The sequence below is a fragment of the Palleronia rufa genome (assembly GCF_000743715.1).
Classification (GTDB): Bacteria; Pseudomonadota; Alphaproteobacteria; order Rhodobacterales; family Rhodobacteraceae; genus Palleronia; species Palleronia rufa.
The window spans coordinates 253,776-278,859 of sequence record NZ_JQEY01000002.1 but is presented as its reverse complement, the minus strand read 5'-3'; the positions used below and the strand labels follow the sequence as shown (position 1 = coordinate 278,859).

Sequence of the window (25,084 nt, the reverse complement as noted above, 5' to 3'; positions counted from 1 at the left end):
GGTCCCGGATCAGTGAGATACGCGGCCCCAAAGTGGTCCGGGGCCGCAGAACGGGTCAGCTATTACAGACCCGTCGTGACGTCAATCGTGTTGCCCTCTTCGAGGGTCACGTAGGCCTTCTTGACCGATCTGCGCCGGCCCATGATGCCCCGGAACCGCTTGACCTTGCCCTTGGTGATGGAGGTGTTCACCGCCTTCACCTTGACCCCGAAGAGCGCTTCGACGGCCTCCCTGATGGCGGGCTTTGTCGCGTCCTTGGCCACTTCGAATACGACGGCGCCGTTCTCGGACGCCATTGTCGCCTTCTCGGTGATGATCGGCTTGCGGATCACGTCGTAATGTTCGGTCTTCGCGCTCATTTCAGTCGAGCCTCCAGAGCTTCGATCCCGGCCTTGGTGATCACGAGCGTGTCACGGCGCAGGATGTCGTAGACGTTAGCACCCATGGACGGCAGCACGTCGATGCCCTCGATATTGCGCGCGGCGCGGGCGAAGTTGTCGTTCACCTCGGCCCCGTCGATCACCAGCGTGCGCCTCCAGCCCAGCTCGCGGAGCTTGGACGACAGCATCTTGGTCTTGGCTTCCGCCAGTTCGGCAGCCTCCAGGATGACCAGATTGCCTTCCTTGGCCTTGGCCGACAGCGCGTGGCGCAGGCCCAGCTTGCGGAACTTCTTGGTCAGCTCATGGCCGTGGCTGCGCGGAACCGGACCCTTGTAGATGCCGCCGCCGCGAAAGATCGGCGCAGAGCGGGCGCCGTGGCGGGCGCCGCCGGTGCCTTTCTGGCGATAGATCTTCTTGGTCGAATAGCTGACCTCAGAGCGGGTCTTGACCTTATGCGTTCCCTGCTGGGCGTTGTTGCGCTGCCAGCGGACGACGCGGTGCAGGATGTCGACGCGCGGCTCCAGGCCGAAGATCTCTTCGTTCAGATCCACGGACCCGTTTTTGCCGCCGTCGAGCGTCAGGACATCGGTTTTCATTCGTCACCTTCCTTCTTCTCGGGCGCGGCATCGGAATTATCCGTCTCAGCCCCCTCGGAAGCGATCTCTTCCTTGGCGGCCTTCAGGGCCTCGGCCTCCTGGGCGGCCTGCTCGGCGGCCAGGCGCTCCTGCTCCGCGGCCTCCGCGGCGGCGGCGTCCTCGGCGGCGGCCTGCGCGGCGCGCTCCGCTTCCTCGGCCGCGGACTTCAACGCGGCGGGATAGATCAGACCCTCTGGCGCCGGCTTCTTGACCGCATCCTTGATCGTGACCCAGCCGCCCTTGGATCCGGGGACCGCGCCCTTGACCATGATCAGGCCCCGGTCGGCATCGGTCTTGACGACCTGCAGGTTCTGCGTGGTCACCCGGGCAGCGCCCATGTGACCGGCCATCTTCTTGCCCTTGAAGACCTTGCCGGGATCCTGGCACTGGCCGGTGGAGCCATGCGAACGGTGGCTGATCGACACGCCGTGGGAGGCACGCAGACCCGCGAAATTGTGCCGCTTCATCGCGCCGGCAAAGCCCTTGCCGATCGAGGTGCCGGACACGTCCACGAATTGACCTGCGAAATAGTGGTTCGCGGTGATTTCCTCACCCACGTCGATCAGGTTCTCCGGGGCGACCCGGAATTCCGCGATGCGGCGCTTCGGCTCGACCTTGGCGATGGCGAAGTGACCGCGCATCGCCTTGGACACGTTCTTGGGCTTGGCGTTGCCGGCACCCAGTTGCACGGCGGTATAGCCATGTTGCTCTGCCGTGCGCTGGGCGACGACCTGCAGCTTGTCGAGTTGCAGGACGGTGACGGGCACTTGCCGGCCGTCGTCCTGGAAGATCCGGGTCATGCCGATCTTCTTGGCGATCACACCTGAACGCAGCATGTCAGCCTCCCATCACCTTGATGTCCACGGCCACGCCGGCCGCGAGGTCGAGCTTCATCAGCGCGTCCACGGTCTGGGGCGTCGGGTCCACGATGTCGAGCATCCGCTTGTGGGTGCGGATCTCGAACTGGTCGCGGGACTTCTTGTCCACGTGGGGCCCACGCAGGACGGTGAACTTCTCGATCTTGTTGGGCATCGGGATCGGTCCGCGCACGGACGCACCGGTACGCTTCGCGGTCGACACGATCTCCTGGGTGGAGCTGTCGAGCACCCGGTAGTCGAACGCCTTCAGGCGGATACGGATATTCTGGCTGGCGGCCATTGGTCAGGTTCCCTTGACGGGTGTGCGGTCGAGAGGTGGAGACGGGCGGATCCCGCCCCCACGTCGGACCTGTTTGCTCGGGTCCCCGATCTGCCGGGCGCGGGGGCGCGGCGGGTCGGGGTGGGGCGTCGGGCGACGGGCCTCGCGGCCGATCGCCCTCTGCCACCGGGATCGGGTCGCCGGCGGCGACGCCGGTCCCTACTCCAGGATCTTCGACACCACCCCGGCGCCGACGGTGCGCCCGCCCTCGCGGATGGCGAAGCGCAGCTTCTCCTCCATGGCGATCGGCGCGATCAGCTCGACCCCGAACGACACGTTGTCGCCCGGCATCACCATCTCGGTGCCCTCGGCCAGCTGCACCGTCCCGGTCACGTCCGTGGTGCGGAAGTAGAACTGCGGCCGGTAGTTGGCGAAGAACGGCGTGTGCCGGCCGCCCTCTTCCTTGGTCAGGATGTAGGCCTCGGCCTCGAACTTGGTGTGCGGCTTGACCGAGCCGGGCTTGCACAGCACCTGGCCGCGCTGGACCCCCTCGCGGTCGATGCCGCGCAGGAGCGCGCCGATGTTGTCGCCCGCCTCGCCCCGGTCCAGAAGCTTGCGGAACATCTCCACGCCCGTGCAGGTCGTGGTCTTGGTGTCGCGGATGCCCACGATCTCGATCGAGTCGCCCACGTTGATCACGCCGCGCTCCACGCGCCCCGTCACCACCGTGCCGCGGCCGGAGATCGAGAACACGTCCTCGACCGGCATCAGGAACGGCTGGTCGATGGCCCGCTCGGGCGTCGGGATGTACTCGTCCACCGCCGCCATCAGCTCGCGGATCGAATTTTCGCCGATCTCCGGGTTCTCGCCGTTCATCGCCGCCAGCGCCGAGCCCTTCACGATCGGAATGTCGTCGCCGGGATACTCGTAGCTCGACAGAAGCTCGCGGATCTCCATCTCGACCAGTTCGAGAAGCTCCTCGTCGTCCACCTGGTCGACCTTGTTCATGTAGACCACCATCGACGGGATGCCGACCTGACGGCCCAGAAGGATGTGCTCGCGCGTTTGCGGCATCGGGCCGTCGGCGGCGTTCACCACCAGGATCGCGCCGTCCATCTGAGCGGCACCCGTGATCATGTTCTTCACGTAATCGGCGTGGCCGGGGCAGTCCACATGGGCGTAGTGCCGCGCGTCGGTCTCGTATTCCACATGCGCCGTCGAGATCGTGATCCCCCGCGCCTTCTCCTCGGGCGCACCGTCGATCTGGTCATAGGCCCGGAAATCGCCGAAATACTTCGTGATCGCAGCCGTCAGCGTCGTCTTGCCGTGGTCAACGTGACCGATCGTCCCGATGTTCACATGCGGCTTGTTACGTTCGAATTTTGCCTTCGCCATGATGGCCTCCTGTCTGTCATTGATGGCGCGCCCCGGCGCGCTGCCGCAGGGTCTGCCGGATCTGGTGTGATCGGGGCCCGGAGCGGATCCGGGCGCGCCGCTTATGCGTATTTCGCCTGGATCTCTTCCGAGATGTTGTGCGGAACCGGCTCATAATGATCGAACAGCATCGTGAACTGCGCACGCCCGCTCGACATTGAGCGCAGGTTGTTGATGTAGCCGAACATGTTGGCCAGCGGCACGAAGGCGTCGATGACGATGGCGTTGCCGCGGGGCTCCTGGCCCTGCACCTGGCCGCGCCGGGACGTGAGATCGCCGATGACGTTGCCGGTGTATTCCTCCGGCGTCACGACCTCGACGCGCATGATCGGCTCCAGAAGCTTGGCGCCGGCCTTGCGCATTCCCTCGCGCATGCCCATCCGGGCCGCGATCTCGAACGCCAGGACCGACGAGTCCACGTCGTGGAACTTGCCGTCGACCAACTGCACCTTGAAGTCGATCACCGGAAACCCGGCGAGAGGGCCGCTGTCCATGACCGACCGGATGCCCTTCTCGACGCCCGGGATGTATTCCTTGGGCACCGATCCGCCGACGATCTTGCTCTCGAACGAATAGCCCTCACCCGGCTCGGTCGGGGAGATCACCAGCTTCACCTCGGCGAACTGACCCGATCCACCCGACTGCTTCTTGTGGGTGTAGGTATGCTCGACCTCATGGCCGATGGTCTCACGGTAGGCCACCTGAGGGGCGCCGATGTTGGCCTCGACCTTGAACTCCCGCTTGAGGCGGTCGACCAGGATGTCGAGGTGAAGCTCGCCCATGCCTTTCATGATCGTCTGGCCGGATTCGATGTCGGTTTCCACGCGGAAGGACGGATCCTCTGCCGCCAGGCGCTGAAGCCCAGTGGACATCTTTTCCTGATCGGCCTTGGTCTTCGGCTCGACCGCGATCTCGATGACCGGATCGGGGAAAGTCATCGTTTCCAGCACCACCTGGTTCTGGCTGTCGGACAGCGTGTCGCCGGTGGTGGTGTCCTTCAGGCCCGCCAGCGCGATGATGTCGCCGGCATAGGCGTTCTCGATCTCTTCGCGGTTGTTCGAGTGCATCATCATCATCCGGCCGATGCGCTCTTTCCGGCCCTTGGTGGTGTTGAGCACCGCATCGCCCTTGGCCAGCTTGCCGGAATAGATCCGGGTAAAGGTCAGGGTGCCGACGAAGGGGTCGTTCATGATCTTGAACGCAAGTCCGGAAAACGGCTCATCGTCGTCCGCGTGGCGGGCGATGTTGCGGGTCTCGGTCTCGTCGTCGGGGGAGAAGCCCATGTAAGCCGGCACGTCGAGCGGACCCGGCAGATAGTCGATGACCGCGTTCAGAAGGGGCTGCACGCCCTTGTTCTTGAATGCGGATCCGGCCAGCACCGGGACAAAGGACATCGACAGGGTGCCCTTGCGGATCAGGGACCGCAGGGTTGCCTGGTCGGGCTCTTTGCCCTCCAGGTATTGCTCCATCGCATCGTCGTCCATGTCGACGGCGATCTCGATGAGCTGCTGGCGCATCTCCTCGGCCTGCTCCTTCAACTCGTCGCGCACGTCCTGCACGACCCAGGAGGCGCCCAGATCCTCACCCTTCCAGACCCACTCCTTCATGGCGACCAGATCGATGATGCCTTCGAGGTTGTCCTCGGAACCGATGGGCATCTGGATCGGTGCGGGGGTGGCGCCCGTCCGGTCCTTGATCATGCGCACGCAGTTCCAGAAATCCGCGCCGATCTTGTCCATCTTGTTGACGAACACGATGCGCGGCACCTTGTAGCGGTCGGCCTGCCGCCACACGGTCTCGGTCTGCGGCTCGACCCCGGCATTGGCGTCCAGCACGGCAACCGCACCATCAAGCACGGCGAGCGACCGCTCGACCTCGATGGTGAAGTCCACGTGGCCCGGCGTGTCGATGATGTTGAACCGGAACGACGCGTCCTTCGGCGTGTCGCCGTAGATCCCCGTGGGGTTCTCGCCGTCCTCGGTCCGGAACCAGAACGTCGTCGTCGCGGCCGAGGTGATGGTGATGCCCCGCTCCTGCTCCTGCTCCATCCAGTCCATGGTCGCGGCGCCGTCATGGACTTCGCCGATCTTGTGGGACTTGCCGGTGTAGAACAGGATACGTTCGGTGCACGTGGTCTTGCCGGCATCGATATGGGCCATGATGCCGAAATTGCGGTAGCGAGAGAGCGAATAGTCGCGGGGCATGATGCGTCCTCGTAAAGTCTGGTGCCGCCGGTCGGATTACCAGCGGTAGTGGCTGAACGCCTTGTTGGCATCGGCCATCTTATGGGTGTCTTCGCGCTTCTTCACCGCGGTGCCGCGTCCCTGGACGGCATCAACCAGCTCGGCGGCCAGACGCTCTTCCATGGTGTTCTCGTTGCGCTTGCGGCAGGCGTCGATGAGCCAGCGGATCGCCAGCGCCTCGCGGCGCTCGGGGCGGACCTCGACGGGAACCTGATAGGTCGCACCGCCGACCCGGCGCGAGCGGACCTCGACCGACGGTTTGATGTTGTCCAGGCTCTCGTGGAACACCTCGATGGGCGACTTCTTCAGCTTGCCTTCGACGCGGTCGAACGCGTTGTAGACGATGGTTTCGGCGACGGATTTCTTGCCGTCGACCATCAGGTTGTTCATGAATTTGGTGACCACCTTGTCGCCGAATTTGGCGTCGGGCAGGATCTCGCGCTTTTCGGCGGCGTGACGACGGGACATCTGGGCTTCCTCTTACTTCGGGCGCTTGGCGCCATACTTGGAGCGGCGCTGCTTGCGGTCCTTGACGCCCTGCGTGTCGAGCACGCCGCGCAGGATGTGGTAGCGAACGCCCGGAAGGTCCTTGACCCGGCCGCCGCGGATCAGCACGACCGAGTGCTCCTGCAGGTTGTGGCTCTCGCCCGGAATGTAGCTGATGACCTCGTAGCCGTTGGTCAGGCGCACCTTGGCGACCTTCCGCATGGCGGAGTTCGGCTTCTTCGGCGTCGTCGTGTACACGCGGGTGCAGACGCCGCGCTTTTGCGGGCAGCCTTCGAGGTGCAGCGACTTCGAGCGTTTCACTTTGGGCTGCCGCGGCTTGCGGATCAGCTGCTGGATCGTTGGCATTCCGGTTCAATCCCCGTGTTGCAACACATGTCTATCTCTTGGGGCGCGCGCACCCCGGTTCATCTCGTCTCGTGCGCCTCACGCGTCCGCAAAGCGCAAACACCGCATCGGGCCGGTACGGCCCAAGCGGTGGGTATGCAGAGGATCGAGGCTTGTGGGCCTGGATCTTGACCACGTCCATCAATTTGCTAGCCGGCCCGGGATGACTCCCGGTCGCACGGTTGGGGCCGTATAGAGGCCGACTCGGGGGGTGTCAACAGCCGCCCGGGCCGGGAAAAAAGGCCCCGCCAAAGCAGGGCCTTTTCCATGTCATACGCGCTCCACGACGATCAGGAGTCGCGGGAGTCCTCGGCAAAGCCGAACGCTTCGGCCTCGGGCTGCTCTGACGGCTCCTCTGACGGAGCCGCCAGTTGCGCGGCCTTCTCGGCTGCGGCGCGGGCGGTCTTGAGCACCTTGAGGTCGCGCTCCGCCGCGATGCGCCGGGTCTGCTGGGTCGCGCCGCCCGTGCCCGCCGGGATCAACCGGCCGACGATGACGTTCTCCTTCAGACCGACAAGCCGATCCCGCTTGCCCTGCACCGATGCCTCGGTCAGCACGCGGGTCGTCTCCTGGAACGATGCCGCCGAGATGAAGCTGCGGGTCTGCAACGACGCCTTGGTGATGCCCAGCAGGATCGGCTCGCCCTGTGCGGGGCGGCCGTTCTTCTTCATCGCCTTCTCGTTGGCCTCGTCGAACTCGACCTTGTCGACATGCTCCCCCTTCAGGAGCGTGGTGTCCCCGGAGTCCTGGATCTCCCACTTCTGCAGCATCTGGCGGACGATCACCTCGATATGCTTGTCGTTGATCTTCACGCCCTGGAGCCGGTAAACGTCCTGAACCTCGTCGATCATGTACTCGGCCAGGGCCTCGACACCCATCACCGCCAGAATGTCGTGCGGTGCCGGGTTGCCGTCCATGATGTAGTCGCCCTTCTTGACGAAGTCGCCCTCCTGCACCGGGATATGCTTGCCCTTGGGCACCATGTACTCGATCGGTTCGGCGCCTTCCTCTGTCGGCACGATGGCGATCCGGCGCTTGTTCTTGTAGTCGCGCCCGAACTTCACATGGCCGTCGGCTTCGGCAATGATCGCGTGGTCCTTGGGACGGCGGGCCTCGAACAGCTCGGCCACACGCGGCAGACCGCCGGTGATGTCCTTGGTCTTGGCCCCTTCCCGCGGGATCCGCGCCACCACGTCGCCGGCCTTGATGTCGGCGCCGTCCTCGATGGACAGGATCGCGTCGACCGACATCGGGTAGGTGACCGGGTTGCCTTGATCGGTCCGTACCGGCTCTCCGTTCCCGTCCGCGATGACGATCTCCGGCTTGAGGTCCGACCCCTTGGGTGCCGAGCGCCAGTCCGAGACGATCTTTTGGGTCATCCCGGTCGCGTCGTCGGTCTCATCCCGCACCGAGATGCCGGTGATGAGATCGACGAACTTCGCCCGGCCCGCGGCTTCTGCGATGATCGGCAGGGTGTAGGGATCCCATTCGAACAGCCGGTCGCCGCGCTTGATGTCGGCGCCGTCGGTCACCCTCAGCGTGGTGCCGTAGCCCAGTTTGTAGGTGGCCCGTTCGACGCCGTTCTCGTCCATCACCGCCAAGGTCATGTTGCGACCCATCACGATGCTGTCGCCGGAGTCGTTGGTCAGAACCTGCGCGTTGCGATACTCGACCTTGCCGTCGTGACCGGCTTCCTGGAACGACTGCTGACCACCCTGAGCCACGCCGCCGATGTGGAACGTCCGCATCGTCAGCTGGGTGCCCGGCTCACCGATGGACTGTGCCGCGATGATCCCCACGGCCTCGCCCTGGTTGACCATGGTGCCGCGCGCAAGGTCGCGACCGTAGCACATGGCACAGACGCCCTCCTCGGCCTCGCAGGTCAGGGGCGAGCGGATGCGGGCCTCGACCACGCGCAGCTCGTCCACCATATCGGCCTTGCGCTCGTCGAGAAGCTCGCCAGCCTTGACCAGAACCTCGTCCGTACCCGGCTTGAGGATGTCCTCCGCCGCGACACGGCCCAGGACACGCTCGGACAGCGAAGCGACGATCTCACCGTCGTTGACGGCGGCCTTGGCGGTCACCGCACGCTCTGTCCCGCAGTCGTGCTGACGCACGATGCAATCCTGCGCCACGTCCACCAGACGGCGGGTCAGGTAGCCCGAGTTCGCCGTCTTCAGCGCCGTGTCCGAAAGACCCTTCCGCGCGCCGTGGGTGGAGTTGAAATACTCCAGCACGGTCAGGCCTTCCTTGAAGTTGGAAATGATCGGCGTCTCGATGATTTCGCCCGACGGCTTGGCCATCAGACCCCGCATCCCGCCCAGCTGTTTCATCTGCGTGACCGATCCCCGCGCGCCCGAATGCGCCATCATGTAGACCGAGTTCGGCTCGGCCTCGGACCCGTCGGCATCCGTGCCGGGGGTCGAGATGGTTGTCATCATCGCCTCGGTGACCTTGTCGTTGCACTTCGACCAGGCATCCACGACCTTGTTGTACTTCTCACCCTGGGTGATCAGGCCGTCCATGTACTGCTGCTCGAAGTCCTTAACCTGCTCGCGGGTGTCCTCCACGATCGGCCATTTGGTGTCCGGGATCACCATGTCGTCCTTGCCGAAGGAGATCCCGGCCTTGAACGCCTCGCGGAAGCCCATGGTCATGATCTGGTCGCAGAAGATGACCGACTCCTTCTGGCCGCAGTAGCGATAGACCGTGTCGATGACCTGCTGAACCTCCTTCTTGCGCAGAAGGCGGTTGACCAGGTCGAACGGCGCCTTGGCGTTCAGCGGCAGAAGCGCGCCCAGACGGATCCGGCCCGGCGTCGTCTCGAACCTCTTCGTCACCTCTTCGCCGGTGTCCGGGTCGATCTGCGACAGACGGGCCTGGATCCGCGCGTGGAGATGCACTTCACCCGCGTCGAGCGCGTGCTGCACCTCGTCCACCGACGAAAACACCATCCCCTCGCCCTTCATGCCGCGGCGATCCATCGTGATGTAGTAGAGGCCCAGGATCATGTCCTGCGACGGCACGATGATCGGCGCGCCGTTGGCCGGCGACAGCACGTTGTTGGTGGACATCATCAGCACGCGCGCTTCCAGCTGCGCTTCCAGCGAGAGGGGCACGTGAACGGCCATCTGGTCGCCGTCGAAATCGGCGTTGAAGGCCGAGCAGACCAGCGGATGAAGCTGGATTGCCTTGCCTTCGATCAGCACCGGCTCGAACGCCTGAATGCCCAGACGGTGCAGCGTCGGCGCGCGGTTCAGCAGCACCGGATGCTCGCGGATGACCTCATCCAGGATGTCCCAGACCTCGGGACGCTCCTTTTCCACCAGCTTCTTGGCCTGCTTGACGGTGCTCGACAGGCCCTTGGCCTCAAGCCGCGAGTAGATGAACGGCTTGAACAGCTCCAGCGCCATCTTCTTCGGCAGGCCGCACTGGTGCAGCTTAAGTTCCGGTCCGGTCACGATGACCGAGCGGCCCGAGAAGTCCACCCGCTTGCCCAGAAGGTTCTGGCGGAAGCGGCCCTGCTTGCCCTTAAGCATGTCCGACAGCGACTTCAGCGGGCGCTTGTTGGCCCCCGTGATGACGCGGCCGCGGCGGCCGTTGTCGAACAGCGCATCGACGGATTCCTGCAGCATCCGCTTTTCGTTGCGGATGATGATGTCGGGCGCGCGCAGCTCGATCAGCCGCTTGAGGCGGTTGTTGCGGTTGATGACCCGGCGGTAGAGGTCGTTCAGGTCCGACGTCGCGAACCGGCCGCCGTCCAGCGGCACCAGCGGACGCAACTCGGGCGGGATCACCGGAATCACCGTCAGCACCATCCATTCCGGGCGGTTGCCGGATTCCAGGAAGCTTTCGACGATCTTCAGGCGCTTGATGATTTTCTTGGGCTTCAGCTCACCGGTGGCTTCCTTGAGTTCCTCGCGCAGGCGGTCGGCCTCGGCCTCGAGGTCGATCATCGACAGCATCTCGCGGATCGCCTCGGCGCCGATATTGGCGGTGAAGGCGTCCATGCCATAGGCGTCCTGGGCGTCCATGAACTCTTCCTCGGTCAGCATCTGACCGTAGGTGAGGTCCGTGAGGCCCGGCTCGATCACAACGTAGTTCTCGAAGTAAAGCACCCGCTCCAGGTCGCGCAGGGTCATGTCCAGCATCAGGCCGATGCGGCTGGGCAGCGACTTCAGGAACCAGATGTGCGCACAGGGCGCGGCCAGCTCGATGTGGCCCATGCGCTCGCGCCGGACCTTCTGCAGCGTGACCTCGACGCCGCATTTCTCGCAGACGATGCCGCGATACTTCATCCGCTTGTACTTGCCGCAAAGGCACTCGTAGTCCTTCACCGGCCCGAAGATACGGGCGCAGAACAGCCCGTCACGCTCGGGCTTGAAGGTCCGGTAGTTGATGGTCTCGGGCTTCTTGATCTCGCCAAAGGACCACGACAGGATCCGCTCCGGGGAGGCCAGAGAGACCTTGATCTCGTCGAAGGTCTTGGGCGCCGCCAGGGGCGAAAACGGGTTGGTGGTGAGTTCCTGGTTCATATTCCGTCCTTAATCATAAGGGTGCGTCAGAGGGGACGGGGCCGATTTTTCGTCGAAAAATCGCACCCCGCTCAGATCACTCGGCGTCTTCGCCGGCCTGCTCTCCCTCATCCTCCGCATCCAGGAGTTCCATGTTGAGGCCCAGCCCGCGGACCTCCTTGACGAGCACGTTGAACGATTCCGGCACGCCGGCCTCGAAGTTGTCCTCGCCCTTGACGATGCTCTCGTAGACCTTGGTCCGGCCGGCGACGTCGTCGGACTTCACCGTCAGCATCTCTTGCAGGGTGTAGGCCGCCCCATAGGCTTCCAGCGCCCAGACCTCCATCTCGCCGAAGCGCTGTCCGCCGAACTGCGCCTTGCCGCCCAGGGGCTGCTGGGTGACCAGCGAGTACGGCCCGGTGGAGCGTGCGTGGATCTTGTCATCCACCAGGTGGTGCAGCTTGAGCAGGTATTTCACCCCCACCGTCACCTTGCGGCTGAACTCTTCGCCGGTGCGCCCGTCGAACAGACGCGACTGGCCCGACGTGTCGAACCCGGCCCGCGTGAGCGAGTCGTTCACATCCGCCTCCTTTGCGCCGTCGAAGACCGGCGTGGCGATGGGCACGCCGCGCACGACGTTCCCGGCCGCTTCCAGCAGCATGTCGTCGTCGAGCCCAGCCTCGTCCACCACGTCGTCGCCATAGGCGATCCGCATCGCATCCTGCACCGGGGACATGTCGCCGCTGCGGCGGTATTCGCCCAACGCGTCGTCGACCTGGATGCCCAGACCGCGCGCGGCCCAGCCCATGTGGGTTTCCAGGATCTGGCCGACGTTCATCCGAGACGGCACGCCCAGCGGGTTCAGCACGAAGTCCACCGGCGTCCCGTCCTCAAGGAACGGCATGTCCTCCATCGGCACGACCTTGGAGATCACACCCTTGTTGCCGTGGCGTCCGGCCATCTTGTCGCCCGGCTGCAGCTTGCGCTTCACCGCGACGAAGACCTTGACCATCTTCATCACACCCGGCGGCAGGTCGTCGCCACGGCGCACCTTCTCGACCTTGTCCTCGAAACGGGCGTCGAGCGCGCGCTTCTGGGCCTCGTACTGGTCGTTCAGGGCCTCCATGATCTTGGCATCGTCCTCATCGCCGAGGGCAAGCTGCCACCACTGGCCGCGGCTCAACTGATCGTCGAGCAGCGCCTCGCCGATCTTGGTGTTCGGCTTGACGCCCTTGGGGCCCTTCACCGCCATCTTGCCCATGATGAGCTCGCGCAGTCGCGCGTAGATGTTGCGGTCGAGGATCGCGAGCTCGTCGTCGCGGTCGCGGGACAGGCGCTCGACCTCCTCGCGCTCGATCTGCAGGGCGCGTTCGTCCTTTTCGACGCCGTGGCGGTTGAACACCCGGACCTCGACGATCGTACCGTAATCGCCCGGCGGCAGGCGCAGGGAGGTGTCGCGCACGTCGGACGCTTTTTCTCCGAAGATGGCGCGCAGCAGCTTCTCCTCCGGTGTCATCGGGCTTTCGCCCTTGGGGGTGATCTTGCCCACAAGAATGTCCGCCGGACCGACCTCGGCCCCGATATAGACGATGCCCGCCTCGTCGAGGTTGCGCAGCGCCTCCTCGCCGACGTTCGGGATGTCGCGGGTGATCTCTTCCGGTCCCAGCTTGGTGTCGCGCGCGGCGACCTCGAACTCCTCGATATGGATCGAGGTGAACACGTCGTCGCGGGTGATCCGCTCCGAGATCAGGATCGAGTCCTCGTAGTTGTAGCCGTTCCAGGGCATGAACGCGACAACCACGTTCTTGCCGAGAGCCAGTTCGCCCATATCCGTGGAGGGGCCGTCGGCCACGACTTCGCCCTTGGTCACCGTGTCGCCCACCTTCACCAGCGGACGCTGGTTGATGCAGGTGTTCTGGTTCGACCGCTGGAACTTGCGCAGGCGGTAGATGTCCACGCCGGCATCGCCCAGTTCCAGATCCTCCGTGGCTCGGATCACGATCCGGGTGGCGTCCACCTGGTCGATGACCCCGGCGCGGCGCGCGGTGATCGCGGCGCCCGAGTCGCGGGCCACCTTCTCTTCCATGCCCGTGCCGACCAGCGGCGCCTCGGCCCGCAGAAGCGGAACCGCCTGGCGCTGCATGTTCGAGCCCATCAGCGCGCGGTTGGCGTCGTCGTTCTCCAGGAACGGGATCAGCGACGCGGCGACCGACACCAGCTGCTTGGGGCTCACGTCGATCAGATCGACGCTTTCGTTCGGCGCAAGCGTGTAGTCGCCGGATTGGCGGGTCGACACGAACTCCTGGATGAACCGGCCCTGGTCGTCGAGCTTGGCGTTGGCTTGGGCGACGGTATGGCGCATCTCCTCGGTGGCGGACATGTAGTGGACCTCATCGGTCACCTGCCCTTCGGTCACCACGCGATAGGGCGTCTCGATGAAGCCGTACTTGTTCACCCGCGCGAAGGTGGCGAGGCTGTTGATGAGGCCGATGTTCGGCCCCTCCGGCGTTTCGATCGGACACATCCGGCCGTAGTGGGTCGGGTGCACGTCGCGCACCTCGAAGCCCGCGCGCTCGCGGGTCAGGCCGCCCGGTCCCAGGGCCGACAGGCGGCGCTTGTGCGTGACCTCGGACAGCGGGTTGGTCTGGTCCATGAACTGCGACAGCTGGCTGGAGCCGAAAAACTCCCGGACGGCCGCCGCGGCCGGCTTCGCGTTGATCAGGTCCTGCGGCATCACGGTGTCGATCTCGACCGAGGACATCCGCTCCTTGATCGCGCGCTCCATGCGCAGCAGGCCGACCCGGTACTGATTCTCCATCAGCTCACCGACCGAGCGCACCCGGCGGTTGCCCAGGTGGTCGATGTCGTCGATGTCGCCGCGGCCGTCGCGCAGGTCCACCAGCGCCTTGATGCAGGACACGATGTCCTCCTTGCGGAGGGTCCGCACCGTGTCCTCGGCGTCGAGGTCCAGGCGCATGTTCATTTTGACCCGGCCCACGGCCGAAAGGTCATAGCGCTCGCCGTCGAAGAACAGTGTGTCGAACAGGTTCGACGCGGCCTCGACGGTGGGCGGCTCACCCGGGCGCATGACGCGGTAGATATCCATGAGCGCGGTGTCGCGGCCCATGTTCTTGTCGGCCGCCATGGTGTTGCGCATGTACGGGCCGACATTGATATTGTCGATATCGAGCACCGGGATCTCGGTAATTCCGTTGTCGATCAGCTCCTTGAGGGAGCCGCCGGACACTTCGCCATCCTTGTCGACCTCCCAGGTCAGCTCGTCCCCGGCCTCGACGAAGATCGCGCCGGTCTCCTCGTCGATGATGTCGCGGGCGACGTAGCGTCCGACGATCTGGTCGAACGGCAGCAGCAGTTCAGAGACCTTGCCCTCGTCCTTCAGCATCTTGACCGTGCGCGGCGTGACCTTCTGGCCGGCTTCCGCGATGACTTCACCGGTGGCGGCATCCACCAGGTCATAGGTCGGGCGGGTGCCGCGGGCGCGGTCGGGGAAGAATTTCGTTGCCCAGCCCTTGTTCTTAACGAGTCGGAAAGGAACCTCATCGTAATAGGCCTGCATGATCGCTTCCTGGTCCAGTCCCAGGGCGTAGAGCAGGGTCGTAACCGGCAGTTTCCGGCGGCGGTCGATCCGGGCAAAGACCAGATCCTTTGCGTCGAACTCGAAATCCAGCCAGGAGCCGCGATAAGGAATGATGCGGCAGGCGAACAGCAGCTTGCCCGAAGAATGGGTCTTGCCCTTGTCGTGGTCGAAGAACACACCGGGAGAGCGGTGCATCTGGGAGACGATGACCCGCTCCGTGCCGTTGACGACGAAGGTGCCGTTGGGCGTCATCAGGGGCATGTCGCCCATGAACACGTCCTGCTCCTTGATGTCCTTGACGGATTTGGCGCCGGTATCCTCGTCCACATCGAACACGATCAGGCGCAGCGTGACCTTCAGCGGCGCCGAATAGGTCATGTCGCGCTGCTGGCATTCCTCGACGTCGTATTTCGGCTTCTCCAATTCGTAGGACACGAATTCGAGCACCGCGGTCTCGTTGAAGTCCTTGATCGGAAAGACCGACTGAAAGACACCCTTGATGCCGTCGCCGTCCTGCGGCTCGGACTGGTCGCCGGATTTCAGAAAGAGGTCGTAGCTGGCCTTCTGAACCTCGATGAGGTTCGGCATCTCCAGAACTTCCCTGATCTTGCCGTAGTACTTCCGGAGCCGCTTCTGGCCGAGATAGCTGGTCGCCATGTAGAGTGCACCTTTTCTCTTCGCAGACGCGCCGGCCTCTGGGAAAGGCCGGGCGTCCGGGCGAAACGGGGGGCCGGATCCATACCTGGCTGCCCTCCCACAGGCAGCCTCCCGATCCGGCGCCGCACCTGGGAAAAGGTCATCTGACCCTTGCCGAGACGCGGCGACCGACCCCGGAGAAATCTCCGGGGTCGGTCAATGTCCGATCATGCGGGCCGAAGCCCCAGGATCACTTGAGCTCGACCTCGGCGCCAGCGGCCTCGAGCTTGCCCTTGATGGTCTCCGCCTCGGCCTTGTCGACGCCTTCCTTGACGGCCTTGCCGCCGGCCTCGACCAGATCCTTGGCCTCCTTGAGGCCCAGGCCGGTGATGGCGCGAACCTCCTTGATGACGTTGATCTTCTGAGCGCCGGCGCTCTTCAGGATCACGTCGAATTCGGTCTGCTCCTCCTCTGCGGCGGCGGCGCCGTCGGCGGGGCCGGCCATCATCACCGCGCCGCCGGCGGCGGGCTCGATGCCGTATTCGTCCTTGAGGATGGTCTTGAGTTCCTGCGCTTCGAGAAGCGTCAGGCCCACGATTTGTTCAGCAAGTGCTTTCAGGTCAGCCATTGTCTTGTTTCCGTTCGTTCAGATGTGTTCCAACGTCGCGGGTTTCAACCCGCGCCTCGTGAGGGTCAGGCGGCTTCCGCCCGCTCCTCGATGGTCGACAGGATGCTCGCGATGTTCGACGCAGGCGCACCGATCGCACCGGCGATGTTCGAGGCGGGAGCGCCGATGCAGCCCGCGATGGAAGCGATGAGCTCCTCGCGGCTGGGCATCTTCGCCACGCTCGTGACACCGGCGGTGTCCAGCTTCGTCTCGCCCATGGCGCCGCCGAGAATCACGAACTTCTGATTCTCCTTGGCGTATTCGTCCGCCACCTTGGCCGCAGCCACGGGGTCTTCGGAATAGGACAGGACGGTCTGGCCCAGGAACAGCTCGCTGATGTCGGCCATCGGCGCACCGTCCAGGGCGATCTTGGCGAGCTTGTTCTTGGCCACGCGAACGGACCCGCCGGCGGAACGCATCCGCGCCCGCAGATCCTGCATCTCCGCCACCGTGAGGCCCTGGTAGTGCGACACGACCACGACGCCAGAGCTTGCGAAGATCTGGCCGAGTTCCTCGACCACTTTCTCTTTCTGGGCTCTATCCACAGTTTCACTCCAAGTTTGGAGGGCGACCCCTCCGGCTCAGTCACGGTGCATCGGCCGATGCACCGCAGTCCGAACGGGTCGTCGCATCCCTGTGGCGGCCATCGGAACGGCCCCAAGACATGTCTCTTCCCGCCTCGGGCAGGAATTACGGGCATCGCTCAGGCGACCCCACCCACCGTCTCGGACGAATGAAGACCCCACGCGAATCGCGACGGGGTCTCCGGTGGTCTCACTAAGGTCTGGGGCCGGCAGGGGCAAGGGCCGATTCGCGAACCGGCACGGCGGCGTCCCGCGACGCATGCGCAGCCGGGGCATGGTCCGCACGGAGCGGCGACGGCCCGGGCACCGCAGATCGCCGCCCCAACGCGTTCAAAGGTGCCAGCCGGAGGATGGCGCGTCACACCTGCACGGCGGCAAAAGGGCGCATCGTCCGGATGCGCCCTTTCCCGACCCCCGCACCAGGGTCCGTCAGTCGTTGCCGGTCGCCGACACGACGTCCACGGTGACACCCCGGCCCATGGTCGAGCTGAGGGAGACCTGCTTCATATAGGTCCCCTTGGCGCCCGCCGGCCGCGCCTTGGTGACAGCGTCCACGAAGGCGCGGACGTTCTTGGCCAGGGCGGCCTCGTCGAAGGATGCCTTGCCGATTCCGGCATGGACGACGCCCGCCTTCTCGGCGCGGAACTGGACCTGACCGCCCTTGGCGGCCTCGATGGCCTCCTTCACGTCCATGGTCACGGTACCGACCTTGGGGTTCGGCATCAGGTTGCGCGGGCCGAGGATTTTGCCCAGCCGGCCGACGATGGGCATCATGTCGGGCGTGGCGATGCAGCGGTCGAAATTGATGTTGCCGGCCTGCACCTGCTCCATCAGATCCTCGGCGCCCACGACATCGGCTCCAGCGGCCTCGGCTTCCTCGGCCTTGGCGCCGCGCGCGAACACGCCCACGCGGACCGTCTTGCCGGTGCCCGCGGGCAGCGTCACCGTGCCGCGGACCATCTGGTCGGCGTGGCGCGGATCGACGCCGAGGTTCATCGCGATCTCCACCGTCTCGTCGAATTTCGAGGTCGCGTTCTGCTTGATCAGCGCGACGGCCTCCTCGACCGACAGGTTCTCCTTGCCTTCGAGAGCGGCACTCTGGGCTTTCTGGCGTTTGGTCAGTTTGGCCATCACTTCACCTCGATACCCATGGAGGACGCGGAACCCAGGATGATCTTCATCGCGGCTTCGACATCGGTGGCGTTCAGGTCCTTCATCTTCGCCTCGGCGATCTCGCGGACCTGTTTGACGGTGACGGTGCCCACGGTCTCGCGGCTGGGCGTCTTGGCGCCGGACTTCACCTTGGCGGCCTTCTTCAGGTACCACGACGCCGGCGGCGTCTTGATCTCCATGGTGAAGGACTTGTCCTGGTAATAGGTGATCACGGTCGGACAGGGGGACCCCTGTTCCATCTCCTGCGTCTTGGCGTTGAACGCCTTGCAGAACTCCATGATGTTGATGCCGCGCTGACCCAGCGCCGGGCCGACGGGGGGCGATGGGTTCGCCTGGCCCGCGGGCACCTGCAGCTTCATGCTGCCGATCTTCTTCTTGGCCATCACGGCCTCCTTTCGGTTCGCGGCGGGGGCATCCCCGCCCTACAGTCGCGCCCGAAGGCGCATGCCGTGGTTCGCCTGGACCCGTGGCCCGAAGCTCCCACGTCGAACGCTCACATCTCCTTGGAGACCTGAGAGTAATCCAGCTCGACCGGTGTTGCCCGTCCGAAGATCGACACCGACACCTTGAGCGTCTGCTGACCTTCGTCCACGTCCTCCACCGTTCCGTCGAACCCCTCGAACGGGCCGTCGATCACACGCACCTTCTCGCCGGTCTCGAAGCTGATCTCGATCCGCGGCGAATCCTCGCCCTCCTGCACGCGGCCCAGGATCGCCTCGACCTCGGCGTCGCGCATCGGCATCGGACGGCCCTGCGGCCCCAGGAACCCGGTCACGCGGTTGATGGAGGTGATGAGGTGGTAGCCCAGGTCGGACATCTCCATATGGACCAGCACGTAGCCCGGCATGAACCGCCGCTCGGTCGAGACCTTCTTGCCGCGCCGGACCTCGATCACCTCTTCGGTGGGAACCAGCACCTCGTCGATCTGCGCCTCGAGGCCCTTCTCGGCGACCTCGGAGCGGATCTGCTCGGCGATCTTCTTCTCGAAGTTCGACAGCACGCTGACCGAATACCACCGCTTCGCCATATGACGCGTTCCTCGACCTGGATGCGGACCTTGCCGTCCGGAGTAAAAAAAGCGGCGTGCAACCGGATCTGCTGCACGCCACGTTCGGCGCCCACATACGCGGCTGTTTCGGAGATTTCAATAGGCGCGCCGAAGCGGAGCGCCGGGCCCGGCAGGTTCAGCCGACGGCGCCCAGAAGGATCTCCAGCCCGGTGCGGATCAGGAAATCGACGAAGAAGAAGAACACCGCGGTGAGCGACGCCATGATGAACACCATCACGGTCGTCAGCAGGACCTCGCGCCGGGTCGGCCAGACGACCTTGGCGATCTCCGCGCGGGTCTGCTGGATGAACTGGAACGGATTGGTCTTGGCGGCCATGTCGAAACTCCGGAGCGGACAGGCCGCAGATACGGCGCCGGCGCGCATGTTTCAAGCACGGATGGCATCTCCGCGCCGACCCGCGCTAGGATGCCGCCGCAGCATTATCCCAAGAGGACCGATGTTCTTCCAGATCGAAGACCTGATCGCGCGGGCGATCTTTACCATCCCGGCCGTCGGCGCCGCCTATCTTGCGATCAGGACCGCGCATACACCGCAGGGCGCGGTCGGGTGGATCGTGCTGATCCTTGCCTATCCGTACGTGGGCGTGCCGGCCTATGCGGTCTTCGGCTATGCCAACTACGCCAAGTTCGCGCAGAGGCGCCGCGAATCCGATGCCCGCATCGGTGAGGACGGGATCGACCCCCATGCACCGGCGGCCCCCGACGACAGGCTTTCGGTGTTTTCGCGACTGTCCTCGAACCCGGTATGCGAAGGCTGCGACATGCGCCTCCTGATCGACGGGAAACAGACCTTCGACGCCGTTTTCGCGGCCATCGAAGCGGCCGAGCACTACGTTCTGGTGCAATACTACACCATCGCCGACGACCATGTGGGCCGACGCTTGCGCGATATTCTGTGCGCGCGGGCGCGGGCGGGGGTGAAGGTCTATCTTCTCCACGACGAACTTCCGCTGATCGGCCTGCCCCGGCGCTACTGGCGTCACGCCTCTCAGGCCGGCGTCCGCCATGCCCGCCCCAAGGGGCCGACCCGCGCCCTGGGACCGTTCCAGTGGAACTACCGCAACCACCGAAAGCTGGTGGTGGTGGACGGCACGCGCGGTTTCACAGGCGGGCTGAACTGCACCCGCGCCTATCTGGGGCAGTCCGGCCTGGGGCCCTGGCGGGACACGTTCTGCGAGGTCAACGGCCCGGTGGTGGACCAGCTCGAGCGCAGTTTCGCCGCCGACTGGGCCTGGGCCATCGATGAGGACATCCGCGGGATGCTGCGCCCGGCCCCGCCTTCCGGCGACATGCGCGCCGTCGCCCTGCCCATCGGGCCGACCGATCGGCTCGACAGCGGCAATCTCTATTTCGTCGCCCTCGCCCAGCGCGCACAAAAGCGTCTGTGGATCGCGACCCCCTATTTCGTGCCCGACACCGATGTGATGGGCGCGCTGCAGCTTGCCGCGCTGCGCGGGGTGGATCTGCGCATCCTGGTGCCCGACACGCCCGATCAGTGGCTGCCGTACTGGGCCGCGTACTCCTATTTCGACGAATTGCGGCAGGCGGGCGGCAGGATCCACCGCTACACCCCGGCCTTCCTGCACCAGAAGGTGGCGCTGATCGACGACGACCTGGTGTCCGTCGGGTCGGTCAATCTGGACATCCGCTCCGGTCTGCTGAATTTCGAGCTGACGGTGCTGATCGAAAGCCAACGGGCCGCCCGGGCGGTCGAGACGATGCTGGCCCGCGACATGGAGAACGCCTACCGGCTGGAAAAGTCCCTGTCCGACCAGCCCGCGCTGCGCCGGGTTCTGGCACGCGTCTCGCGGTTGATGGCACCGCAGCTATGATCCGAATCGCCTCGTACAACATCCGCAAGGCGGTGGGACTCGACTGGCGGCGCGATCCGCTGCGCGTGGCCCGTGCGATCGCGCGGCTGGACGCGGATATCCTGGCCCTGCAGGAGGCCGACAAGCGCCTCGGCTCCCGGCCCAGCGCGATGCCGCCGGAGGCGCTTTCCGCCGCCGGGATGACCGCCCTCTCCGTCGACAACGGACCCAGCATCGGGGTGCACGGCAACGCCATCCTGGTGCGGAACGGCCTTGCCGCACGCGTCGCCCACGGCATCCATCTGCCGGGGCTGGAGCCGCGCGGCGCCCTGATGGCGGAGATCGACACGGCGCTCGGCCCGCTGCTGTTCTGCGCGACCCATCTGGGCCTGGCTCGCCGCAGCCGGCAGAAGCAGCTTCAGCGGATCGTGGCAGAGATCGGGGCACGGCACGAACGTGCGGTGATCGCAGGCGACATGAACGAATGGTCGCGGGTTGCCGGCTTCGCCCCTCTCGACCGGTTCGATCTGCTTTGCCCCGGCCCCAGCTTTCACGCGGCGCGTCCGGTCGCCTGCCTCGACCGGATCGCATTGGGATCGCACTGGCGCTGCGAACGGGCCGGTGTGTTCCACGATGCCTCGGCACTCAGGGCGTCCGACCACCTGCCCGTCTGGGCCGACATCGGCCGCGCATGAACGCGGGGCTCAGAGCAGATCGAACGCCTCGCGCTCGATCGCCATGAAATCGCGCCCCAGCACGCCGACGCCCGCGTAGAGCCGCGCGGTCGGCGACTCCGCCAGATCGTCGAAGAAATTCCCGGCCCAGGGCCGAAGATGCGCATCGAAGAACCTCTGCTGCGCGGCAACGGGAGCGATGGCGCCGTACCGGCCCATGATCTGCCCGGCCATCATCTCCAGGACCGACGCGATGTTGTCTTCCGGCTCGAACACGTTGGGTGCGCGGGAGATCGCCAGCCGGGCCATGTCGCCGCGCAGGTTGGCCAGCGGCTTGTCGTTGAGAAAACCGGTGATGTAATGGCTGGCGTAGGGCAGCAATTCTCCGTGCGCCATCCCGATGAAGAGCTTGTTGAACTCGCGCTCCGCCTGGACCACGTCGATCCGGGCGGCATCCGCGGAGATCCGCGCGATGGCCCGTCCCAGCGCGGTCTCGTCGTCTCCGGTCAGGGCGGCGGTCCGCGCCAGAAGCGCCGCATCGGGCGGCGCGGCGAGCATCAGCGACAGGTAGGAATAGACCTCCGCGCGGGCGCGATCCTCCGGCGCGATGTCGGGCGGGTCGGGAAGCGTCATCGGTCCGTGTCCTCGAAGCGGAACACCATGCGGCGCGGCGGCGGTTCCGGCCCGTCGGCATCGGCATCGGCATCGGTCCCTGCGGCCGGCGAAACGTCCGGCGGCGAGATACCCGCCCCGGCGGCCGGATCATGCGCGGTCTGCGCCGGGGCCCCCTCCGGCTGCGGCTCGGGGATGGATCGCGCGATACGCTGCACCGCGTTCCAGACCCTCGGCTCGGGACGGTCCGCAAGCCCGGCATCGGTATAGTCGTCATCGTAGTCCAGCAGTCCGTCTGGCACGGAAAGCTCCGGAAAGCGGTGGAACAGCGCGCGCATCGCGCGGCGCCGCAGCCGGACGGGGATCGTGCGCGCCATGAACGCCGCGGCATCCGCCGGTGTCAGGCTCTCCGGTTCCGGCAGCCCCAGAAGGTCGAGAAGCTCCGCATCGTCCTTGGCGGCAAACGCATCTTGCGCGCGGGCAGTCTCGGCTGCCGCGAGCGCCTCGTCCTGTCGCGCGGCGTCCTCGGCGACGGCACGGCGGCGGCGGGACCAGAAATCGGGCGGAGCGGGCATGGGCGGCGGCCTTCGAAAGGGAACATCCATATTGTGGGAGCGCTGCGGCGAAAGGAACCCCTTTCGATCGCATACCGTACGCTTATGCCGGTCCGGCCGGAGGTGCCAAATCCGCGGCGCGCGCCGCGCGGTCCTTGACAGCCGATTCCGCCGGGGATACCTGCGGGCGCGGATGTGGCGTGGTAGCTCAGCTGGTTAGAGCACAGCACTCATAATGCTGGGGTCGGCGGTTCAAGTCCGCCCCACGCTACCACATCCAGCTCCCCACGGCTCCGCCCTGCTCCGGGAACGACCGCCCGTCGATGCGCGCACTCGCCTGGCTGTTTTCCACGGTGAGGTGCAGGGACGTATGCCGTGCAATCCGGGCGAACGCGGCGGGATCGGACCCCGGAAACCGATGGCCCCGTCCCGGAACCGCTGCTCCCGCCGCGCTCAGTCCTCATCATGGCGGCGGGGGGACGGGTCGGAAATATCGGCGATTCCCGGCGTGTCCGTCTCGGACTCCAGCTGCGTCACCCCGCCGGGATAGTCCGACGCGCCATGCGCCATTTCCGCGCGCAGGCGCGGCAGCGCGCTCGGGTGATGTTCCTGCAGCCATGCGATCATCTTCTCGCGCACCTCGCAGCGCAGATCCCAGGCGCGCGGCGCGTTGCGCGCGCTCATCAGCGCACGGAGCTGGATCGCGTCCGCCGTGGTCTCGACCACCTGCAGCACGCAGGTATTGCCGTCCCAGAGATCGCTCGCCGCCAGGATCTCGGCCAGCCTCTCTCGCATCGCCCCCACGGGCGCGGTCCAGTCCAGATACCAGATGACCTGGCCGATGATGGTCGAGCTGTCCCGGGTCCAGTTCTGGAACGGCTTTTCGATGAAATAGCTCAGCGGCACGACCAGACGGCGCAGGTCCCAGATGCGAACGATGACGTAGGTGGCGCGGATTTCCTCGATCCAGCCCCACTCCCCCTCGACGATGACCACATCGTTCAGGCGGATCGGCTGGGTCAGCGCGATCTGTATCCCGGCGATCAGATTGGCCAGCACCGGCCGCGCGGCGAAGCCCAGCACCAGCCCTGCCGCCCCCGCGGAAGCGAAGAGCGACACGCCGACGGAGCGCACGCTTTCGAAGGACCAGAGCACCACCGCGGCCGTCAGGAGCACGATCAGGATCTGCGCCACCTTCTGCAGCACCCGCAACTGTGTGGCGTGGCTGCGAGAGCCATAGTCCTCCTCATCCAACGAGACACGCGAAATCGCGCGCTCGGTCAGGACCGACACGGTGACCAGCGCCACCCAGCCGCCGGCCACGACCAGCGCGGCGCGGGCGACGCGCTCCAGCACGGTCTCCCACCCCAGAGGCAGGGTCAGCAACGGCATCGACAGGGCCAGCGCCAGCACCAGCAGCGCCATGCGCAACGGACGGCGCAACTGCCCGGCGATGCGCCAGAACACGCCCCGGCGCGCGTCGAACCAGCGGCCGAGGAAGCGCCACGCGATCTTGTGAATCAAGAAGACCGCCACGAGGATCGCGCCCAGCAGAAGGATCTGCGCGGCCTGTGTATCGATGAGATCGGCAAATGTCATGGCCGCAGACTTAGGCGCGCCGACGGAAATCGGAAAGGTCGCGGCGCGGCCCTGGACGTCAGCCTGGTGCCGGCGACCGGATTGCGGGCAGAATGCCCGGTTTCCCGGCGGGGCTGGATCAGCGGCAGCTGGCCGCGGTCTCCCGCGAATTAAGGCCGGTTTCGACCAGAAGACACTGGCGCTTGGCCTCGTAATAGTAGCCGCGCGCGTACCAGCCTACGGCCTCGGACTCGTCGCCTCCCGATATCATCCAGGCACCGCGCAGATATTTCACCGCATAGGCAAGGTTTGTCTCGGCCTCCAGCAGCGCGCTGGGCGGGCCGTCATGGCCCATGGTCCGTGCGGTCTGGGGCAGGATCTGCATCAGCCCGTAGTAGGGACCGTTGCGGGCGGCGGGGCGGTAGCCGCTCTCGCGCTGGATGACCCGATGGACAAGGCTCTCCGGCACGCCGTGGAGTTGCGCGTACCGCCGGATCAGGCTCCGAAGGCGCGGGGTCTCGTTCGGGTAGAGGCCGGCGGCAGCGGCCGGCGCACGCGCCACTTCGACACCTGGGCGGGGCGCGCAGGCGGCAAGGGACAGAGACAACAGGACAATGGCGCGGATCACGGAACCGACACTTGCCGCGATGGCCACCCGATGCAAGCCCTCACGACGCCCATGCGCGCAGGGCCGCCCGGTCCGGATCCGGCGATGGAGGGTCTGCATGCCGGGTGGCGGTGGGCGGGGGGACCGTCCCCGGCTGACGGTCACGCGGTTCGCCGCCGCGCCGGTGGCCCGGGCGGCGGCGAACTTTGCGCGGGACAAGCTGGTGGCCTCTCCGCTCTCGTCGCACGGGCGCGGCTGGAGGCGGGCACGCGCCGCTAACAGGTCCT

Annotated in this window: 22 protein-coding genes and 1 tRNA gene; 3 read left to right on the top strand and 20 right to left on the bottom strand. The window is 65.8% G+C overall.

What is annotated here, in order from left to right; all coding sequences use genetic code 11:
- Positions 1–62 precede the first annotated feature (62 nt).
- From KW83_RS05440 to secE, 16 genes are all read right to left on the bottom strand, one after another.
- Positions 63–359 carry a 50S ribosomal protein L23 gene (locus KW83_RS05440; protein ID WP_036175726.1) on the bottom strand — a complete coding sequence of 99 codons (297 nt, stop codon included), beginning with the start codon at positions 357–359 and terminating at the stop codon, positions 63–65.
- Positions 356–976 (bottom strand): 50S ribosomal protein L4, encoded by a 621-nt coding sequence (rplD, locus tag KW83_RS05435; protein WP_036175723.1) that lies wholly within the window; start codon positions 974–976, stop codon positions 356–358. The genes KW83_RS05440 and rplD overlap by 4 nt, the downstream gene beginning before the upstream one ends.
- Positions 973–1,851: a 50S ribosomal protein L3 gene (gene rplC, locus KW83_RS05430; protein WP_036175720.1), complete on the bottom strand. Its 879-nt coding sequence runs from the start codon at positions 1,849–1,851 to the stop codon at positions 973–975. Before rplC ends, rplD begins: the two co-directional genes overlap by 4 nt.
- 1 nt (position 1,852) lies before the next feature.
- Positions 1,853–2,173, bottom strand: coding sequence for a 30S ribosomal protein S10 (rpsJ, locus tag KW83_RS05425; protein WP_036175718.1), 321 nt, complete (start codon positions 2,171–2,173; stop codon positions 1,853–1,855).
- Between the two features lie 198 nt (positions 2,174–2,371).
- Positions 2,372–3,547 carry an elongation factor Tu gene (gene tuf / locus KW83_RS05420; RefSeq protein ID WP_036175715.1) on the bottom strand — a complete coding sequence of 392 codons (1,176 nt, stop codon included), beginning with the start codon at positions 3,545–3,547 and terminating at the stop codon, positions 2,372–2,374.
- A 101-nt stretch (positions 3,548–3,648) separates the two neighbouring features.
- Complete coding sequence (fusA, locus tag KW83_RS05415; protein WP_036175712.1) at positions 3,649–5,790, bottom strand: elongation factor G; 2,142 nt, start codon at positions 5,788–5,790, stop codon at positions 3,649–3,651.
- 36 nt (positions 5,791–5,826) lie between these two features.
- The gene (gene rpsG, locus KW83_RS05410) at positions 5,827–6,297 is read right to left on the bottom strand and encodes a 30S ribosomal protein S7 (RefSeq protein WP_036175709.1); all 471 of its coding nucleotides are present in this window, start codon (positions 6,295–6,297) and stop codon (positions 5,827–5,829) included.
- A 12-nt stretch (positions 6,298–6,309) separates the two neighbouring features.
- Positions 6,310–6,681: a 30S ribosomal protein S12 gene (rpsL, locus tag KW83_RS05405; RefSeq protein WP_036175706.1), complete on the bottom strand. Its 372-nt coding sequence runs from the start codon at positions 6,679–6,681 to the stop codon at positions 6,310–6,312.
- Between the two features lie 329 nt (positions 6,682–7,010).
- Positions 7,011–11,255 carry a DNA-directed RNA polymerase subunit beta' gene (gene rpoC / locus KW83_RS05400; RefSeq protein ID WP_036175703.1) on the bottom strand — a complete coding sequence of 1,415 codons (4,245 nt, stop codon included), beginning with the start codon at positions 11,253–11,255 and terminating at the stop codon, positions 7,011–7,013.
- Between the two features lie 76 nt (positions 11,256–11,331).
- Positions 11,332–15,489: a DNA-directed RNA polymerase subunit beta gene (gene rpoB / locus KW83_RS05395; protein ID WP_036175701.1), complete on the bottom strand. Its 4,158-nt coding sequence runs from the start codon at positions 15,487–15,489 to the stop codon at positions 11,332–11,334.
- A 229-nt stretch (positions 15,490–15,718) separates the two neighbouring features.
- Entirely contained in the window at positions 15,719–16,096 is a 378-nt protein-coding gene (gene rplL, locus KW83_RS05390) for a 50S ribosomal protein L7/L12 (RefSeq protein ID WP_036175698.1), read from the bottom strand.
- A gap of 65 nt (positions 16,097–16,161) precedes the next feature.
- Positions 16,162–16,680: a 50S ribosomal protein L10 gene (rplJ, locus tag KW83_RS05385; protein ID WP_036175695.1), complete on the bottom strand. Its 519-nt coding sequence runs from the start codon at positions 16,678–16,680 to the stop codon at positions 16,162–16,164.
- A gap of 468 nt (positions 16,681–17,148) precedes the next feature.
- On the bottom strand, positions 17,149–17,850 hold the full coding sequence (gene rplA, locus KW83_RS05380) for a 50S ribosomal protein L1 (RefSeq protein ID WP_036175692.1): 702 nt from the start codon (positions 17,848–17,850) through the stop codon (positions 17,149–17,151).
- Complete coding sequence (rplK, locus tag KW83_RS05375) at positions 17,850–18,275, bottom strand: 50S ribosomal protein L11 (RefSeq protein WP_036175689.1); 426 nt, start codon at positions 18,273–18,275, stop codon at positions 17,850–17,852. The genes rplA and rplK overlap by 1 nt, the downstream gene beginning before the upstream one ends.
- Positions 18,276–18,385: 110 nt before the next feature.
- Positions 18,386–18,919 (bottom strand): transcription termination/antitermination protein NusG, encoded by a 534-nt coding sequence (gene nusG, locus KW83_RS05370; protein WP_036175686.1) that lies wholly within the window; start codon positions 18,917–18,919, stop codon positions 18,386–18,388.
- A gap of 157 nt (positions 18,920–19,076) precedes the next feature.
- On the bottom strand, positions 19,077–19,277 hold the full coding sequence (gene secE / locus KW83_RS20445; protein ID WP_036175683.1) for a preprotein translocase subunit SecE: 201 nt from the start codon (positions 19,275–19,277) through the stop codon (positions 19,077–19,079).
- A 121-nt stretch (positions 19,278–19,398) separates the two neighbouring features.
- Here secE and KW83_RS05360 point away from each other — a divergent pair, with 121 nt between their 5' ends.
- Positions 19,399–20,793: a phospholipase D-like domain-containing protein gene (locus KW83_RS05360; RefSeq protein WP_036175680.1), complete on the top strand. Its 1,395-nt coding sequence runs from the start codon at positions 19,399–19,401 to the stop codon at positions 20,791–20,793.
- Positions 20,790–21,467: an endonuclease/exonuclease/phosphatase family protein gene (locus KW83_RS05355; RefSeq protein WP_036175677.1), complete on the top strand. Its 678-nt coding sequence runs from the start codon at positions 20,790–20,792 to the stop codon at positions 21,465–21,467. The genes KW83_RS05360 and KW83_RS05355 overlap by 4 nt, the downstream gene beginning before the upstream one ends.
- 9 nt (positions 21,468–21,476) lie before the next feature.
- Here the strand turns inward: KW83_RS05355 and KW83_RS05350 are convergent, their stop codons facing one another.
- Entirely contained in the window at positions 21,477–22,079 is a 603-nt protein-coding gene (locus KW83_RS05350) for a TorD/DmsD family molecular chaperone (protein WP_036175674.1), read from the bottom strand.
- Complete coding sequence (locus KW83_RS19025) at positions 22,076–22,633, bottom strand: DUF3306 domain-containing protein (RefSeq protein ID WP_051928285.1); 558 nt, start codon at positions 22,631–22,633, stop codon at positions 22,076–22,078. Before KW83_RS19025 ends, KW83_RS05350 begins: the two co-directional genes overlap by 4 nt.
- Positions 22,634–22,809: 176 nt before the next feature.
- Between KW83_RS19025 and KW83_RS05340 the strand changes: the two genes are divergently transcribed.
- Positions 22,810–22,886 (top strand) — tRNA-Met (locus KW83_RS05340).
- Between the two features lie 179 nt (positions 22,887–23,065).
- On the opposite strand, the gene KW83_RS05335 is transcribed toward KW83_RS05340, so the two are convergent.
- Together KW83_RS05335 and KW83_RS05330 are read right to left on the bottom strand one after the other, a co-directional pair.
- Positions 23,066–24,211 (bottom strand): mechanosensitive ion channel family protein, encoded by a 1,146-nt coding sequence (locus KW83_RS05335; protein ID WP_051928283.1) that lies wholly within the window; start codon positions 24,209–24,211, stop codon positions 23,066–23,068.
- Between the two features lie 118 nt (positions 24,212–24,329).
- Complete coding sequence (locus KW83_RS05330; RefSeq protein WP_235191363.1) at positions 24,330–24,818, bottom strand: lytic transglycosylase domain-containing protein; 489 nt, start codon at positions 24,816–24,818, stop codon at positions 24,330–24,332.
- Positions 24,819–25,084: the final 266 nt, after the last annotated feature.

Excerpts from the sequence above, each read along its gene's own strand:
- KW83_RS05440 (WP_036175726.1), bottom strand. The coding sequence starts at position 359 with ATGAGCGCGAAGACCGAACATTACGACGTGATCCGCAAGCCGATCATC.
- rplD (WP_036175723.1), bottom strand. The coding sequence starts at position 976 with ATGAAAACCGATGTCCTGACGCTCGACGGCGGCAAAAACGGGTCCGTG.
- rplC (WP_036175720.1), bottom strand. The coding sequence starts at position 1,851 with ATGCTGCGTTCAGGTGTGATCGCCAAGAAGATCGGCATGACCCGGATC.
- rpsJ (WP_036175718.1), bottom strand. The coding sequence starts at position 2,173 with ATGGCCGCCAGCCAGAATATCCGTATCCGCCTGAAGGCGTTCGACTAC.
- tuf (WP_036175715.1), bottom strand. The coding sequence starts at position 3,547 with ATGGCGAAGGCAAAATTCGAACGTAACAAGCCGCATGTGAACATCGGG.
- fusA (WP_036175712.1), bottom strand. The coding sequence starts at position 5,790 with ATGCCCCGCGACTATTCGCTCTCTCGCTACCGCAATTTCGGCATCATG.
- rpsG (WP_036175709.1), bottom strand. The coding sequence starts at position 6,297 with ATGTCCCGTCGTCACGCCGCCGAAAAGCGCGAGATCCTGCCCGACGCC.
- rpsL (WP_036175706.1), bottom strand. The coding sequence starts at position 6,681 with ATGCCAACGATCCAGCAGCTGATCCGCAAGCCGCGGCAGCCCAAAGTG.
- rpoC (WP_036175703.1), bottom strand. The coding sequence starts at position 11,255 with ATGAACCAGGAACTCACCACCAACCCGTTTTCGCCCCTGGCGGCGCCC.
- rpoB (WP_036175701.1), bottom strand. The coding sequence starts at position 15,489 with ATGGCGACCAGCTATCTCGGCCAGAAGCGGCTCCGGAAGTACTACGGC.
- rplL (WP_036175698.1), bottom strand. The coding sequence starts at position 16,096 with ATGGCTGACCTGAAAGCACTTGCTGAACAAATCGTGGGCCTGACGCTT.
- rplA (WP_036175692.1), bottom strand. The coding sequence starts at position 17,850 with ATGGCCAAACTGACCAAACGCCAGAAAGCCCAGAGTGCCGCTCTCGAA.
- rplK (WP_036175689.1), bottom strand. The coding sequence starts at position 18,275 with ATGGCCAAGAAGAAGATCGGCAGCATGAAGCTGCAGGTGCCCGCGGGC.
- nusG (WP_036175686.1), bottom strand. The coding sequence starts at position 18,919 with ATGGCGAAGCGGTGGTATTCGGTCAGCGTGCTGTCGAACTTCGAGAAG.
- secE (WP_036175683.1), bottom strand. The coding sequence starts at position 19,277 with ATGGCCGCCAAGACCAATCCGTTCCAGTTCATCCAGCAGACCCGCGCG.
- KW83_RS05360 (WP_036175680.1), top strand. The coding sequence starts at position 19,399 with ATGTTCTTCCAGATCGAAGACCTGATCGCGCGGGCGATCTTTACCATC.
- KW83_RS05355 (WP_036175677.1), top strand. The coding sequence starts at position 20,790 with ATGATCCGAATCGCCTCGTACAACATCCGCAAGGCGGTGGGACTCGAC.
- KW83_RS05350 (WP_036175674.1), bottom strand. The coding sequence starts at position 22,079 with ATGACGCTTCCCGACCCGCCCGACATCGCGCCGGAGGATCGCGCCCGC.
- KW83_RS19025 (WP_051928285.1), bottom strand. The coding sequence starts at position 22,633 with ATGCCCGCTCCGCCCGATTTCTGGTCCCGCCGCCGCCGTGCCGTCGCC.
- KW83_RS05335 (WP_051928283.1), bottom strand. The coding sequence starts at position 24,211 with ATGACATTTGCCGATCTCATCGATACACAGGCCGCGCAGATCCTTCTG.